We start from the raw sequence: 15,427 nt of genomic DNA on the forward strand, positions 1-15,427 counted from the left end.
CTGTTTGGCTATATGCATGAAATAGGAATGAAAGCTTAAAATTACTTACTCAACATCATGGTTAGTACAAACTTTCCTACATTGGTCAATTTTTAAAACTTTTCCGGTTGATGCATCAATATCCATATCATATCCTGTATCTTGCTTTTCAATAGAAATCTCGTATTTAATAATTCCATGATCGAAAATGGTGTGAGTGTTCGTTACTAGACCACCTTTTGAGGTGTCTAAGGCGATCATCTTTGCTGATAATTCATTGATCGTTTGTACTTGTGCATTTGTTGGTTTCGTTATTGGTTGGTTATCAATTATTGTATGAGCTCCTAGACCAACTGCGATTAAGGAACCTTTTATTAGTATTTTCATTGGGTCCATTCTTGATAACCGCCTTGTTTTGTTGATATTTGTATCATACCCAAATGAGTTTAAAGAAAAAGAAGAAGAACCTTAAAATTTCCTTAGAAAAGTAAAAGAATATAAAAAGTTTATTTAGATGGGGTATTTATCCTGTATTAACAGAAAATCAAGACCCCCACCTCAAGGCTTAGAGGAATCGAAGAAGCGTAGGTGGGGGACAACTGCCCGTAAAATCCCGATTGGTGAGATACAGTGAAACTTACCTTGAATCAGGTTAGTAGTGTCGCTTTCCCGAAGCGAAGTGGGGTATTAGCGACAGTAGAACGGGATTAACAATCCGTGGGGGATGAGGAAAACCCCACGGATTGAAGTTTTACTTTATTTATTGCCTGAATATCAAGGGAAAGGAATAGGTACAGCTACGTAAAAAGAGGGCATAAAAAACTTAGAAGGTGTCAAAGTCGTCTTTATCAACGTAGAAAAAGAGAATAAAATTGGCACAATCCTTTACAAGGCTAAAGGGTTTGAAGTTGTCTCAGAATTTGATGGTCATCTATTAAAAACAGTTAGAATGGTCTTAAACGCTGCCAATAACTATAGGCTGTCAACTCTCAGGCAGCCTATAGTTATTGGCAGCGTTTATATATTATACAATGTTGGTTTTCTACAATGAGGGCGTTCTGAAATCGACCCGTGTTTTCTCGTATTTGTCGCGTCGCGGTTTCGGTTGCATAGGTCATGACAAATAAGCTCCACTTTAATAGATGTTGTTTTCTTATCAAAGAGCATTCATGTTATAAATGTATACATCAAACAAGCTTCTTTTTAAGCGGGATAGTAGATCGTCATGCTTAATCGTGTTAATGTTTCCCCGGAATTATGGTAGCTATGAGGTCTATCAGCTTTGAACCTGATAGAATCACCACTACTTACTGTATATTCAATGTTATTGACATTGATAGTTAATTCTCCATCAAAGACGGTTAAAAATTCCTCCGTTCCCCCTCCATGTGAATCCGCACTTAGAAACCCACCTTTATCTATCTCGACTGCATAAACTTCGAAGCGTCTATCTTCTTGAAAGGGAAAATAGGAATAAATTCGATACTTCCCGTTATCTTCAGATAATGTTTGAACTTCATTTTTTACAATAACTTTTGTATCTGGTTGCGGATTATTGATTAGAGATGTAAATGAGATCTTCAAACCATTTGCAATTTTCCAGATCGTTGTTATCGTCGGACTTGACTCGCCTCTTTCGATTTGACCAATCATCGTTTTACTTACGCCAGTTAACTCTGCGACTTTCTCAAGGCTTAATTTTTTCTCTTCTCTCAAAGCTTTTAAGTTTTTTGCAATAATAAGATTTATTTCCTCCATGAAGTACACCTCCTATATTTACAATATAACGACTATAACGTACAATAAAAAGTAAATCTTTATAAGGTCCATTTCAGTCATTATAACATACGTTTAGAAGGGGGCAAGATTATGCCATTATTATCATTTTTGCTTTATGTTTTTATTTCGAGTTTTACACCAGGTCCTAATAATATTATGGCGATGTTATTTGCTAATAAATCCGGGTTTAAAAAGACACTTAGGTTTTGTTTAGGAGTTGGTACAGGTTTCTTCGTTATTATGTTATTGAGTAGTTATTTTAATCTTTTGCTTAAAAATTTCATACCGAAAATCGAATTTGCGATGACGATTCTAGCCGCCGTTTATATGGTCTATCTGGCTATAAAAATTGTAATGAGTAAAAATCATGATAACGACAATGAGGACGATAAGCATAACCGTTTTTTCTCAGGTATGGTTTTACAATTCGTAAACCCGAAAGGTATTTTATACGGTATAACGGTCATATCAACTTTTATTCTTCCTTATCACAGTTCTAATTTCAGCTTACTAGCTTTTTCAATATTCCTGGCTTTTGTTGGTTTTCTTAGTACGATGTGTTGGAGTATGTTCGGTTCCTTATTTCAAATGTTCTTAACTAAGTATAGAAGTCAGTTTAATCTGGTAATGGCTTTGTTATTGGTTTATAGTGCAGTCTCGATCCTTGTTGAATAATAAAGGGGGATTTATAAGGAGTTTTAACGACCAAGGGGTTGCTAGCGCAGCTCTTTTTTTTATCCCGCATTAACGGAAAGTCAAGATCCCCACCTCAAGGCTTAGAGGAATCGAAGAAGCGTAGGTGGGGGATAACAATCGGTGGAGGATGAAGAATCCCCCACTGATTGAAGTTTCACTTTATTGAACGATTATCGATTATTTATCTTCTTTAATTCATGTAAATGGCCTGAAATCGTGAATGATGAAAAAGAGATTGTAGGTCGTGTTTGGAAATATATAGTATGATTAGGGTAGAGAGAAAGCATTGGTAAAGGGGAAAGGACTTGTGATGTATAAAGATAGGAATTTAATGATCAGACCAATTAAAGAAGAAGATTTATATTCTCTTTGGGAAATCAAATACAAAGAGGAGTCACCTGAATGGAAGAAATGGGATGCACCTTATTTCGAACATAAGGCTCTTTCGTATCACGATTTCATAAATGACAAAGCAAAACTTATTGATCAGGAACATTATTGGGGAATAGAAGTGGAAGGGAAAATGATCGGTACAGTTAGTTATTATTGGGAACATCAACCTTCAAATTGGCTTGAAATGGGAATAGGTATTTATCATCCTCATTATTGGAGTGGAGGGTTTGGGACAAGAGCGCTCAAGCTATGGATTACCCATTTGTTTACCACTTTGCCATTAGTACGAGTAGGGTTTACAACTTGGTCAGGAAATTATAGGATGATCAAAGTTGGCGAAAAACTGGGGCTGACAATGGAAGCAAGACTTAGAAAATGCCGGTACTATAATGGAGAATATTATGATTCGATCAGGATGGGCCTTTTACGAGAAGAGTGGGAAGCAAATCCTGTATACACGGGTAACTAGGCTTTTTATGGCACCCATTTTTTCCTGATATAATGAAAAGTTACAAAAAAATAGTTTTAAAAAAGATAAAGGGAAGGAAAGAATGAAAAAACATTCGTTGTGGGGAAAACGATTATTTGGGGCAGGGTATTTATTTTTTATGTTTGGCGTTGCGCCTATAACCGGTGTATTAAAATATTCTGCATGAACGCCAAGTCAAGCAACAGCAATTGTCTATATCGGAATCGGAGTAGTGATGATTTTATCAGCTAATTTTCTGAAAAAATAAGAGTGCTTGATATGGGGGGTTAAGGCATGAAGACCTCACTAGACAATGAATGATTAACATAAATAGCGAATCTAGCTTCTTTACCTGTAGAAATAGAAAAGAAATATTGGGAATCTGTAATTTTGAGGAGATGCTTACATATGGAAAGCGGTTCTGTGCTAAAAGAGTTGTTATACGATTTAGAAGTACAATTACTAACACCAGAAATTCGTCAATCTAAAATAGAACTTGAGAAGTTATTGGCAGATGATTTTATTGAGTTTACAAGCTCTGGTAAGAAGAAAAATAAACAGGATTGTCTCGATGGTCTTGCCACACCACTGATGTATGTATTGAACTTTGAGATCAAACTATTATCGTCAGATTCAGTGTTAACCATGTATGATTTGAAAGATGAAACGAGAATGAAAGAAAGTTTAAGGAGCTCGGTATGGAAACAGATAGATGGTAGATGGCAGATGGTTTTTCATCAAGGTACGATAAAAAGTTCGGAATGATAAATTAGGTAATCGTGTATACAATTTCTCAAAATACATATGAATATAAACAAAAATAAGAGGTTGCCCCATAAAGAAAGGATCAGCCCCCACATTTACTACATCATTCACTTGATACAATAAATAATGTTTAGCGTGTGAAATCAGATCCTTTTTTGGTACAACCACTTATATGTTTGTTTTAATCAGCTTAACGGCTGTTTCGACAATGCTTTCGCATGAAGAGACCGCTTTTGCCAAGCCATCGTTATGAATAATGTAATGACCAAGAGAACAAGTCCTAAAATGAACGGATACGTAATGCGCACATCATACATCAATCCGGCAAGAGTTGGTCCAAGCACATTCCCAATGCTCATATATGCGTTATTCATTCCCATCGCAAAGCCTTGTTCGTTCCCTGCCATCTTAGAAATCAGTGTGTTTAGGACTGGTCTGAGGATGGAGGTAGAAAGGAAGATGATGAGAGAAATTCCAAAGAAAAGCGCATAACTAGAAGCAAAGAGTGAAAGTAGAAATCCGATGGCTGCGATGCCGATAAAAATATTTAATACAGAAACTTCTCCAAAACGACGAACTACCCGATCCACGACAAAAAGCTGAACGATTACGCTAACGATTCCAGTAGCTGTAATCATCGTGGCAATTTCCTGAGGTGTCGCACTAAATTGATTGTCGAGATAAAGACCAATTATGGATTCATAGGCCATTAACCCAAAGCTCAGTACGAGGGTAATAATAAGCGGAATAAAATATGGCTTCTTAACAGACGTGGCAATTTGGCGAAGCATTGATTCTTCTTCTGCCATTTCCGTAGCTTGTGCTACTTCTTTCGTTTCACTTTCCTTTAAAACAAAAATTGAAAACACGACAGCAGCAAGTGACACAAGTGCAGAAATTAAAAACGGAACCTTTAAACCAAAGTCAGCTAAAAATCCACCAATCCCTGGTCCAACGACAATTCCTAGTGACATGGCCGCAGATACTAAACTATTGCCCTTTGCTCGCTGATCGAATGTCGTAATATCAGCTACATAAGCAAATATAGCTGGCACAAGTAACGCAGCACCAATTCCGCCGACAACACGAGAAGCATACAGCAGCCAAATGGAATTAACGGCATAGAAGATAAACATGGACAGCGTCAAGCCAACTAGTCCGTAGATAATCATCTTTCTACGACCGTATTGATCCGTCCATTTTCCCGCAATCGGAGAAAAAATAAGTTGAGCTCCTGCGAAAATTGCAATCATAAGTCCTGCAGCAGTTCCACCTTGATTAATGGATGCTAAGTATGCTGGTAAAATGGGAATAATAATTCCAAAACTTCCTATTGCTATAAACATATTGATCATAAGAACGATCATCTTTTTACGTTGTTCTGTTGACATATATTACCTCTCTTTCTACAGTTACTCAAATCAACCATTTAATTGGCATGATTCATTTTTTGGCACGCTCCCTATCTTATAGTTTTTGATGGATTGTTGTCAATTAGAAAGGATTGTATAACATGGATGATTCAGGTGAATTATTTATGTTGCATACAGGGATTAAGGAGCGTGACAGCTTCTCACAGGAATTAGTAGAGCCGTGATTGGTTGCATACGACTTAACTAACGTGCAAACATGCATGAGAATGTATTGTCTTAAAGGAACCTATGGCTGTAAAAACATTGCAGAACAGTTAAAAATTAATCCTGCTACTGAAACAGCAAATGGATCGGCTTGAACGGAAAAAGTTAATTCAACGAGTACACGGCGAGGATGACCGACATGTCGTTCATATCCAATTCACTGATACTGGGAGAGAAACATATCATTCCATACATCGGCGCTTTTCAAACATGTTTCGCGATTTTTATAACGTTTTAAATGATGGGGAACTGCAACAACTTGAGCAAATCGTGGTATAACTAACTGCGCACGCCACGTTACGTACAGAGAATGAGATGGAGAATGCGTGAAGAAGAGCTTTTATATAGAGCGATCCAGTCTCTTCTATTATATAAAAAACAATTCCGCAAAGAGTGAAAGATTGTTCAGGGATTTTATAGATCATTACTGTGCTCTTACAAAAATAATAAATAATCTGAAAGCTGTTTTTAATTGATAAATCTATTTCAGTATATTTAAAAATAATAACAGTCGTATTTGGGGGATAAGAAAAGGTGGCTTCGAATAAAGGTAAGCCACCTAAGAATTCGTTGATGTTAGCTGTTTTATTTTTTTAGATGATAAGGTACAGTCGTTATAACCACGTTTCTGCGATAAAGCAAGAGTGTACGAATCAGTATACTTGATTGGTTATGAAGAATATTGTGCCAGCCTTTCTTAGGGATAAATTGTGGAATAATGACTGTAACTTGATAATTCGATTCACTTGCTTTATGTTCAACGATATCAATAAATTTGGTCAGTGGCTGAATGATACTTCTGTAATAAGAATGCAGTGTCACAAGTCTAATATCAGGTTGCCATTTTTTCCACTTTTCTTCGAATTTCTTCTCATCTTCTCTTTCAAAAGCAACATAAACGGCAATAATCTGTTCTGGCGAGAGAGATTTAGCATAGCTTAATGAGTTCTCTACGACTTGAGTAATGCCAGCAACAGGTACTATCATTACATTGCCTGCAATTGGTATGGAAAGTTCAGAATTGGCAACCCTGAGTTGATCACTTACTGCTTCATAATGCTTTTTAATTTGATAAAAGATAAAAATGATGATCGGTAAAAAAATTAAGACTGGCCAAACCTGTGTGAATTTAGTTAAAAAGAACATGAGCATAACGATAAAGCTAATCAGGGCACCGATTGTATTAATCGTTAGCTTAGGGATCCATCCTTTAGGCTTTTCGCGAATCCATTTAACGATCATGCCCGTTTGGGACAAAGTAAATGGGATAAATACTCCGACAGCATAAAGTGGGATAAGATGTTCTGTTCGTCCTTTAAAAGCGATAATTAAGATGACAGAAGCAATCCCAAGTATCATAATTCCATTAGAATAGCCTAAACGGTCACCTCGAATTGTAAACATTCTTGGGATAAACTTATCTTTGGCAAGGTTAACTGCTAACAAAGGAAAAGCAGAGTATCCCGTGTTAGCTGCAAGGATTAATATCATAGCAGTTGTACCTTGAATAAAGTAATACATCAAATTTCGCCCAAATGTATCTTCAGCAATTTGAGACACAACAGTTACTTTCTCGCTGGGAACAATTCCGTAATAATAGGCTAAAAATATCATTCCACTAAATAAAACAGCAAGCAAGGCCCCCATCGCAATGAGGGTTTTTGCGGCATTATTAGGAGCTGGATTTTTAAAGTTTGGTATTGCGTTGGATATGGCTTCAACCCCTGTTAAAGCAGAGCTACCTGATGCGAACGCTCTTAGAAGAATAAATAAGCTGATTCCCGCTACCGGTGTACCGAGTGGTGTATGCAAGGCTGGGGGAACTTGCCCCGAAACTATATGGTAAATACCTACTCCAATTAATATAAATAACGCTAAAACAAATAAATAAACCGGATAAGCTAAGATAGAAGCAGATTCAGTTACCCCTCTTAAGTTCAAGAGAGTAATAAATATTACAAATATAATGGCAATCTCTACATTATAAAAATGTAATGCAGGAAAAGCAGAGGTGATGGCATCTGTACCTGCAGACACACTTACTGCCACGGTTAAAATATAGTCCACTAGCAATGAACCGCCCGCTATTAACCCTGGATTCATACCTAGATTTTCTTTCGATACTATATAGGCTCCTCCCCCGTGAGGATACGAAAAGATAATTTGTCGATAAGACAAAATCAAAGCCGTTAATAAAATCAATATCCCTAAGGCAATAGGAATCGAATACCAAAATGCTGTAGCGCTCACTGTAACTAGGACAATCAATATTTGTTCTGGACCATATGCAACTGATGATAGTGCGTCAGAGGAAAGGATCGCTAATGCTTTCGTTTTGTTAAGCTTCTGTTCCCCTAATTCAGTTGATTTTAATGGACGTCCAATTAAAAATCTCTTTACTGAAGCAACCATTGATATTCACCACCAAATAGTAATAAGTGTACAATTCCTAGACATTTAAATAATTATCTCGGCAAACAGCATCATTACATAATTAAAGTGGAAACATACCTACAAGTCATAGTTGAATAGACTTGTAAACAGCAATTTTTTTCTCACAAGTACACCTTCCTTCTCAATATTTGCTTACGAGGTTAGCTGTCGGATTTGGGCCTTGAGTAGCCCTACCTTAAAAGGATTCACCCCCTGGGTTATGTAACAACCCATAATATCGGTTCCCCCGTACCATATGGTTTCAGCAACTTAGAAATTTGAAACTGGAGATTATCATACTCCCGTGTTTTAAAAAAGTAAATGAAAAATGTGAAAAATATGAAAATTTAAACGTGGAGTGTTATTTTCAAAATGAATGATATTCCTTCTTGTGTGAACAATAGCTAATAATATATCAAGATAGTGTAGGAGAAATAATATGTTTCAAGAAAATAATCCTTTATTATCAGATGATTTTTTAAATGAAATAGTAAGAAAGATTATCCAAGAATTTGGTGGCCCTATAAAGGAACCAGATGAGGATCTGACAACGAACGATTTGAATAATAAAATAGAAGAATAGGCGTTGTCAAAAGCGCCTCAATAAGTATAACTAGCTACAGTTTCCTTGGTGTTCTCTTTATGTGTTCCATTTTTTAAAAAGCGGCTTTACAAAGTTTATTTGAGCGCGTCTATCCTTGATGGGCTTGACCAGTTCTCGCCATTAAATGATCTTGGTATAGCGGGAAAGATTTAATAGGACACTTTTTGAGTCATCATTAAGGGGAACAACTCTTCTTTAGATTGTATTTCCCTGCACGTCAGAAATTGACTTTTTCCTATATTATGATATATTAATATAAAATTACTTTAACGCTCGAAAGCGTTAATATAGAATAGAATAACTTGATTTTGATGTAATTGAATAGTAAACAGATATTCATTAGGAGAATGGAAAATATAACAAATGAAAGAAAGGTATGAACATCGTGGGAGAAAATCATCATGATTTAAGAAGGGGCTTATTGCCGCGACACGTCCAGTTTATTGCATTAGCAGGAATGATTGGAACAGGTATTTTTAAGGGAAGTTCAGATACTTTAAATTTGGCTGGTCCAAGTGTAGTAATAGCCTATTTAATAGGTGGACTCTTATTATTTATTGTAATGGCAGCCCTAGGAGAAATGGCTACTGTTTATCCCAATTTAAATGTGCAACACTTAATAAATAAAGCTTTTGGATTTCGAATCTCCTTTATCGTAGGATGGCTCTATTGGGTTAACTGGGTAATTGTGACCGTTGTAGAGTTGATAGCATCTGGAAGCTTTTTGCAATATTGGTTTCCGAATATCCCATTATGGTTTTTAAGTTTAATTTGTACAGCCCTAATAGTAAGTATTAACTTGTCTCAAGTAAAATACTATGGGGAGCTCGAGTTTTGGTTTGCAGGTGTTAAAATTATCGCCTTAATTGCTTTTATTATTTTAGGTTCTTTCATTTTACTAGGAGTATTCTCTAGTACCATTCCAGTTGGATTTTCTAATTATACGGCACATGGCGGTTTTTTTCCTCATGGAATTAGTGGAACTTTAAGCGCATTTTTAGTTGTCATGTTTTCCTATGGGGGAGCTGAATTAATTGGTATAGCTGTCACAGAGACAAAAGACACGAAGAAGGTCTTACCGAAAATAATTAAAGGAACCGTATGGCGAGTCATTCTATTTTACATCCTACCTATTCTTATTATTTGCGGTATCATACCTTGGGACAAAGTAACGACAGAAGAAAGTCCTTTCGTACAAGTATTCAGTATCACAGGACTTCCTGGAGCTGCACATGTAATGAATTTCGTTCTTTTAACAGCTGTACTGTCCGCTGCAAATTCAGGAATATACGCGACATCTAGAACTTTATTTACTATGTCTCAAACGGGGGAAGCACCTAAAGCATTTTCTAGAACAACAAAAAATGGAATCCCGTTAAATGGAATAGTAATCACTGCATTATGTATATTAGTTGGTGTGTTTTTATCTTATTTAACTCCTGATCAGGTCATAAGCTATCTTATGACGATTCCTGGTTTTACCGTGTTATTATTATGGATCAGTATTTGTTGTGCACAATTGAAGCTTCGTCAGCAATACACGGACACACCATTTTTCCGTGTGAAATGGTACCCATACACAACGATATTTGCAATCACGGCTTTAACTCTTATCTTTATTACTTTTATTTTTAATAAACAAAATGTGATTGGTACCAGTGTATGTCTGATAATGGTAGGATTAATTGCCATCCTTTCATTTATAAAGAAACAAAAAAAGTAAAGCTAACTTCATAAAATAAAGCAGTCCAGGGATTTCAAATGAATTCCTGGGCTTTTCGATTTAATAGACTACAGCGTAGACTGAAGGGAAGTATCCCTCGGTGAGTTAAAAATTGCAATGGATTTCAATTGTCATGGATTAATCTGTTTGAATAAGCTGTTTTAAGACTTTCGGTTTATTTTACGGCTTTACAATAATAGAGAAGCTCTTTCAAGTGAACCGTTTTATATATTGGGATGGTGTGAAAGATGTCATTTTTTTGAAAACTCTACTAAAATAATTGAGATCATTGAATCCGACCATAAAAGCAATTTCTGTAATCGATACATTTCCTCTTTGGAGGTATAACTTAGCTTCTTCTACCCTTTTTTGATTAATATAATCGATGATATTCATAGTCGTCTCTGACTTAAATTTGCGAGAAAGATGGGAAGGATTCACGTGTAAAGTAGCAGCGAGATCATGAAGTGTTAAAGGGGTTTCTAAGTGTAAATGAATATAATCAACTGCCTTTTTGACGATGAAGCTATAATTACGTGTTGAAAATGTTTGGACAAGTTCACAGTATTCATTAATCATCACGATACCCAATTTCTTTAAATGAGGTAGATTCGGTGCTCTTTCAATCAAGATAGCAAATTTTTCTGAAATAGTATGAATATAAATGGGATGTACTCCTCCTCTTTCAGCAGCTTTTCTACAAACCGTGTTCATAACCAAAGTTATATTTTTGGCAGATCTAATCGGACTTTCGGGGATTCTATCTGAAATATGTAAGAGACTATTACTTTCATTTGCAATCCGAGCGATTTCTTCTCTGTCTCCTTTTGCGATCGCATCCATTACTCTCTTCTCAAATTGATATCTAGCCTCGATCATCGTTTTACTTTCAGCAATATTGGTTTTTAGTTGCTCTTTATTTAGTGGTGGGGTGATGATTTCAGAGGTTATGAGTTGTGAATCAATATGTTTATGGATACACATATTAACAAGTAAATCGCCGATGCTATTAGAATCCATACTACTAATAACGGTTAAGGATGTATAGAATTCTTCGAGCTGTTTTCGTTCACTAACAGGCAGCTTGTTTGTAGATAAAATATCACTAATAAATCCAATACTAGGAATACTTGAAATAAAAGGACCTATTAATGCGGAACCATAAAATATGCTATTTCTCCAAATACCAGCTGCAATATACTCAAGGCCAAACGAATTTACATGATAATAGTAGCTATTCGTTTCATTCTTTCTTAGTGTTTCATTAATTGTAAAATACTCATTGTTGATGTTTTGTAGTACAGCGGGAATATGATGATTAACGAGCTGTAAAGTAGCATTCCCGTCTTTATCAATTAACCGGACATCCATTTTAGTAATCGCATTTATTATCGTACATTTTTTATAGAAATCATTAAAATAAAATCCTGATTCCTCTGACATATAATCACCTCTTCGATGGATTCTTTCAATTATTATATCTGTAAATATGCAAAAAAAGTCGTTTTTATGCTAATTATGTCAAAAAAATGCGATTATAAATATTAACCTTACAATATAATGAACGTAAGAATACGGAATTAGTCATGAAGGTACTTATAGTTGATAGTTGTTTTATCTGAAATGTAATCGTTCCCATATATGAAAAGATAAATTTAGGAGGAATTACAATGAGAAAAATTATTAATATGAATGATGAATGGAAATTTATAAAGCAAGATGAAGGACAAGCAATGGACCAAGCTTATAATGATGAAAGCTGGGAAGTTGTTCATGTACCCCACACATGGAACGCTATTGATGGAGCAAATGGCTTTGATTTTTATAAAGGGGCTTGTTGGTATCGAAAAGAGTTTGTCGTAGATACATTAGCAAAAGGGAATAAAGTATATATTGAGTTCAACGGCTCTAACAGTATTACGGATGTTTATATGAATGGCCAACATCTGGGACAACATAAAGGCGGTTATTCTACTTTTAGATTTGATATAAGTGATGTGATTCAATTTGGAACGAAGAACACACTAGCTGTAAAGGTAGATAATACTGTTGTTGATGATGTTTATCCACAAATGGCCGATTTTACTTTTTACGGTGGGATCTATCGTGATGTAAATCTAGTGATTGCTAATCATGTTCACTTTGATTTAATGGACTATGGTTCACAAGGAATCTATGTCATTCAAGAAGAAGTAAACGAAGAGAAGGCTTCATTAACGATTAAATCTAAAGTAGTCAATGATCATGAAGAAGAAAAGAAAGTAAGACTGTGGGTCGATTTAGTAGATGCACAAGGAAAAACAGTAGCTTATGCTGCAAAAGAAGTCGTGCTAGCTTCACGTGAAACAAAAGAAGTTGAAGTGCCAGTTGTGATCGATAACCCAACATTATGGAATGGTAGAAAAAATGCGTATATGTATGAAGCGAAAGTATCTTTGCAGAGCTTTAACGATACTGTAGATGAGCTATCGATTCCTTTCGGAGTAAGATACTTTGAAGTGGATGCTGAAAAAGGTTTCTTCTTAAACGGTGAACATCTTGCTTTAAATGGTGTTTCAAGACATCAAGATCGCAAAGATATGGGCTGGGCAATTACTAAAAAAGAACACGAAGAAGATATGGACTTAATTAAAGAGGTAGGGGCTACTTCAATTAGATTAGCTCACTATCAACATGACCAATATTTCTATGATTTATGTGACCAAGAAGGAATGGTTATCTGGGCTGAAATTCCATTTATTTCTGTGATGTCAAAAACGGAATTAGAAGGAATAAATGCCAAACAACAAATGATTGAATTAATTAGACAAAACTTTAACCATCCATCAATTATGTTCTGGGGAATTCAAAATGAAATCCAAATTAGTGGTGAAAGACCAGAACTTAGAAAACTTGTGAAAGAATTAAATGAGCTAACAAAAAATGAAGATCCAACAAGATTAACGACAATGGCGAATGTGATGTTCGTGCCAGATAAAGATGATTATAACTATATGACAGATATCGTTGGCTATAATAAATATTATGGTTGGTATCAAGGCAAAGCAGAAGATTTTGCCGGTTGGCTTGATGGATTCCATAAGACGAATCCTACGGTGAAATTAGGGATTTCAGAATACGGGGCAGAGGGTATTTTACAATATCATAGCAATGATCCGAAAGTAAAAGACTATACGGAAGAATACCATACGCTCTATCATGAAAAGGTTTGGAAAATTTTCTCGGAACGTCCTTACCTCTGGTCCACATATGTATGGAATATGTTTGATTTCGGTGCCAATATAAGAGATGAAGGCGGCGTTAAGGGAAGAAATAACAAAGGGTTGATCACATACGATCGTAAGATTAAAAAAGACGCGTTTTATATGTATAAAGCAAATTGGTCAGATGAAAAATTCGTGCATATTACAAGCAAACGCTATATCGATCGCGCTGATCGCGCCATTTCTGTTAAAGTGTATTCGAATTGTGAGGAACTCACGCTTTATGTAAACGGCAAAGAATTAGAAACGAAATCAGGTCATAGAACCTTTACTTTTGAACATATTGAATTACAAGATGGCATGAACGAGATCAAAGTTATTTCGAACCATGATGGTGTTGAATTACAAGATGTAGCTAAGTTTAACAAAGTGACAGAACCTAACCCAAGTTATGAGGCTCCTGAAGCGGAAACAGGTGGACTAGTAGCAAACTGGTTCCAAATGCCTGATCTAGGTGATGATGAAGAAGTTGAAGAAATTCACATTACTGATGATGTGTATTCAACAGCTGACACATTTAAAGATCTTATGGAAAATGAAGAAGCGAAAGCCGTTCTTGAAAAATATTTAGGTAATTTCTCAGAACACCCAATGTTTGGAATGGCACAGGGAATGCAGTTGGATTTCATCGCGTCTATGGACGAAGACTTGTTCAATGAAAAATTGATGTATCGACTAAATAAAGAACTAACACAAATTAAAAAGTCATAATTGAAGCGCAATTACGAGTGGCAGATTCGTGGATCAGCATCTGTAAGTAACAGTACGCTCCTAGCAACGTGAAAGATGTGAATAAGTGGAAAAAGAGTTGCTTACATGAGCAACTCTTTTTCCACTTATACGAGATTTATCGCAATCGGCTTTCGACGCTCAAAAGTGAATATCGATGTAAAACCACATTGTATCGCCATATCAACAGCATCCTCAAAATTCGAACCAACGGCGTCCGCAAAATGAGAATCAGAACCGATTGTTAGAATTTCGCCACCTAAATCTTTATAAAGTTGTACGATATTAATAGAAGGAAGAGCTTGCTTCAAGTTTCCTCTAAGTCCTGAAGTATTAATTTCAATGCCAATGTTTCGTTTGATCGCCTTCATTAAAATCGCTTCTAATATCTCTTTGTGATCTTCAAAATGATACATGCCAATCGTTTTGACGGCATAGCGTTTGAGTAAGTCTAAATGTGCAATCACATCTATATCTGCTGAACAAACCATCTTGTACACTTCTTCAAAATAGCTTTGATACGCTAAATAGGTATCCTTATTCTCCAAAAATCTACGTAATTTAAGGTTGTTAATATTATGTACAGACCCTAAGATGAAATCTAAATCCAACGGTGACAGTGCCGCTTCATATTCCTGTTTAAGCAGGTGTGGTTCACAAAGTTCAATTCCAACTTTGATAACCAAGTGATTGCCGTATATTTCTTGACATTCCTCGATCTCGTTAAAATAATGTGTGAAATTCATATGACCATAAGTAGGAGCAAGGGGGTTAACCGAAAAGTGTTCCGTGAAACAAATTTCTCTGATTCCTTTCTCAATGGCGGTTTTACATACATCTTTCATGGAAGCGGTAGAATCAAACGAATGATTTGTATGGTGATGATAATCGATTAAATACATAGCAGGGCATCCTCTCCGTTCATGACTGATGATACATGATTCTAACAAAAGAAAC

The 15,427-nt window shown here is 35.8% G+C and carries 12 protein-coding genes, 1 pseudogene and 1 riboswitch; of the genes and pseudogenes, 7 read left to right on the forward strand and 6 right to left on the reverse strand.

The annotated features are described in order from the left end of the window. Positions 1 to 45: 45 nt before the first annotated feature. Positions 46 to 375, reverse strand: a complete 330-nt coding sequence (locus ACIQZI_RS01460; protein ID WP_403068460.1) for a PepSY domain-containing protein — start codon at positions 373 to 375, stop codon at positions 46 to 48. Between the two features lie 358 nt (positions 376 to 733). On the opposite strand from ACIQZI_RS01460, the pseudogene ACIQZI_RS01465 reads away from it, so the two are divergent. Next, positions 734 to 943 (forward strand): annotated as a pseudogene (locus ACIQZI_RS01465) (GNAT family N-acetyltransferase); the annotation flags it as partial. A gap of 239 nt (positions 944 to 1,182) precedes the next feature. On the opposite strand, the gene ACIQZI_RS01470 reads toward ACIQZI_RS01465, so the two are convergent. Further along, positions 1,183 to 1,737, reverse strand: a complete 555-nt coding sequence (locus tag ACIQZI_RS01470; protein WP_403068463.1) for a helix-turn-helix domain-containing protein — start codon at positions 1,735 to 1,737, stop codon at positions 1,183 to 1,185. 111 nt (positions 1,738 to 1,848) lie between these two features. Between ACIQZI_RS01470 and ACIQZI_RS01475 the strand changes: the two genes are divergently transcribed. The 3 genes from ACIQZI_RS01475 to ACIQZI_RS01485 all read left to right on the forward strand — a co-directional run bounded on the left by ACIQZI_RS01475 (position 1,849) and on the right by ACIQZI_RS01485 (position 4,081). Beyond that, positions 1,849 to 2,433 (forward strand): LysE family transporter, encoded by a 585-nt coding sequence (locus ACIQZI_RS01475; RefSeq protein ID WP_403068466.1) that lies wholly within the window; start codon positions 1,849 to 1,851, stop codon positions 2,431 to 2,433. Between the two features lie 331 nt (positions 2,434 to 2,764). Continuing rightward, on the forward strand, positions 2,765 to 3,316 hold the full coding sequence (locus tag ACIQZI_RS01480) for a GNAT family N-acetyltransferase (protein ID WP_403071965.1): 552 nt from the start codon (positions 2,765 to 2,767) through the stop codon (positions 3,314 to 3,316). Between the two features lie 408 nt (positions 3,317 to 3,724). Continuing rightward, positions 3,725 to 4,081, forward strand: a complete 357-nt coding sequence (locus ACIQZI_RS01485) for a nuclear transport factor 2 family protein (protein ID WP_403068469.1) — start codon at positions 3,725 to 3,727, stop codon at positions 4,079 to 4,081. A 185-nt stretch (positions 4,082 to 4,266) separates the two neighbouring features. On the opposite strand, the gene ACIQZI_RS01490 is transcribed toward ACIQZI_RS01485, so the two are convergent. Both ACIQZI_RS01490 and ACIQZI_RS01495 read right to left on the reverse strand, forming a co-directional pair. Then, complete coding sequence (locus ACIQZI_RS01490) at positions 4,267 to 5,472, reverse strand: MFS transporter (protein WP_062176220.1); 1,206 nt, start codon at positions 5,470 to 5,472, stop codon at positions 4,267 to 4,269. An 831-nt stretch (positions 5,473 to 6,303) separates the two neighbouring features. Continuing rightward, positions 6,304 to 8,130, reverse strand: coding sequence for an APC family permease (locus ACIQZI_RS01495; protein WP_403068473.1), 1,827 nt, complete (start codon positions 8,128 to 8,130; stop codon positions 6,304 to 6,306). Positions 8,131 to 8,285: 155 nt separating this feature from the next. Further along, positions 8,286 to 8,429: riboswitch (cyclic di-AMP (ydaO/yuaA leader) on the reverse strand. Positions 8,430 to 8,590: 161 nt separating this feature from the next. Here ACIQZI_RS01495 and ACIQZI_RS01500 point away from each other — a divergent pair. Continuing rightward, the gene (locus ACIQZI_RS01500) at positions 8,591 to 8,734 is read left to right on the forward strand and encodes a hypothetical protein (RefSeq protein WP_403068476.1); all 144 of its coding nucleotides are present in this window, start codon (positions 8,591 to 8,593) and stop codon (positions 8,732 to 8,734) included. 397 nt (positions 8,735 to 9,131) lie between these two features. Then, on the forward strand, positions 9,132 to 10,478 hold the full coding sequence (locus tag ACIQZI_RS01505) for an amino acid permease (protein ID WP_403068479.1): 1,347 nt from the start codon (positions 9,132 to 9,134) through the stop codon (positions 10,476 to 10,478). 210 nt (positions 10,479 to 10,688) lie between these two features. On the opposite strand, the gene ACIQZI_RS01510 is transcribed toward ACIQZI_RS01505, so the two are convergent. Further along, the gene (locus tag ACIQZI_RS01510) at positions 10,689 to 11,921 is read right to left on the reverse strand and encodes a helix-turn-helix domain-containing protein (protein WP_403068482.1); all 1,233 of its coding nucleotides are present in this window, start codon (positions 11,919 to 11,921) and stop codon (positions 10,689 to 10,691) included. Positions 11,922 to 12,148: 227 nt separating this feature from the next. Between ACIQZI_RS01510 and ACIQZI_RS01515 the strand changes: the two genes are divergently transcribed. Beyond that, a complete protein-coding gene (locus ACIQZI_RS01515; protein WP_403068485.1) occupies positions 12,149 to 14,452 on the forward strand; it encodes a glycoside hydrolase family 2 protein in 2,304 nt (767 codons plus the stop codon). A gap of 125 nt (positions 14,453 to 14,577) precedes the next feature. Here ACIQZI_RS01515 and ACIQZI_RS01520 read toward each other — a convergent pair whose 3' ends face one another. Then, positions 14,578 to 15,372, reverse strand: coding sequence for a histidinol-phosphatase HisJ family protein (locus tag ACIQZI_RS01520; protein ID WP_403068488.1), 795 nt, complete (start codon positions 15,370 to 15,372; stop codon positions 14,578 to 14,580). Positions 15,373 to 15,427 lie beyond the last annotated feature (55 nt).

Origin of the sequence: Peribacillus sp. NPDC096379 (assembly GCF_044762875.1) — a bacterium.
Lineage (GTDB): Bacteria > Bacillota > Bacilli > Bacillales > DSM-1321 > Peribacillus.

Bases quoted from the DNA above. Each gene is read 5' to 3' on its own strand.
- ACIQZI_RS01520 (WP_403068488.1), bottom strand. From the start codon at position 15,372: ATGTATTTAATCGATTATCATCACCATACAAATCATTCGTTTGATTCT.
- ACIQZI_RS01490 (WP_062176220.1), bottom strand. From the start codon at position 5,472: ATGTCAACAGAACAACGTAAAAAGATGATCGTTCTTATGATCAATATG.
- ACIQZI_RS01500 (WP_403068476.1), top strand. From the start codon at position 8,591: ATGTTTCAAGAAAATAATCCTTTATTATCAGATGATTTTTTAAATGAA.
- ACIQZI_RS01515 (WP_403068485.1), top strand. From the start codon at position 12,149: ATGAGAAAAATTATTAATATGAATGATGAATGGAAATTTATAAAGCAA.
- ACIQZI_RS01485 (WP_403068469.1), top strand. From the start codon at position 3,725: ATGGAAAGCGGTTCTGTGCTAAAAGAGTTGTTATACGATTTAGAAGTA.
- ACIQZI_RS01475 (WP_403068466.1), top strand. From the start codon at position 1,849: ATGCCATTATTATCATTTTTGCTTTATGTTTTTATTTCGAGTTTTACA.
- ACIQZI_RS01480 (WP_403071965.1), top strand. From the start codon at position 2,765: ATGTATAAAGATAGGAATTTAATGATCAGACCAATTAAAGAAGAAGAT.
- ACIQZI_RS01495 (WP_403068473.1), bottom strand. From the start codon at position 8,130: ATGGTTGCTTCAGTAAAGAGATTTTTAATTGGACGTCCATTAAAATCA.
- ACIQZI_RS01510 (WP_403068482.1), bottom strand. From the start codon at position 11,921: ATGTCAGAGGAATCAGGATTTTATTTTAATGATTTCTATAAAAAATGT.
- ACIQZI_RS01470 (WP_403068463.1), bottom strand. From the start codon at position 1,737: ATGGAGGAAATAAATCTTATTATTGCAAAAAACTTAAAAGCTTTGAGA.
- ACIQZI_RS01460 (WP_403068460.1), bottom strand. From the start codon at position 375: ATGGACCCAATGAAAATACTAATAAAAGGTTCCTTAATCGCAGTTGGT.
- ACIQZI_RS01505 (WP_403068479.1), top strand. From the start codon at position 9,132: ATGAACATCGTGGGAGAAAATCATCATGATTTAAGAAGGGGCTTATTG.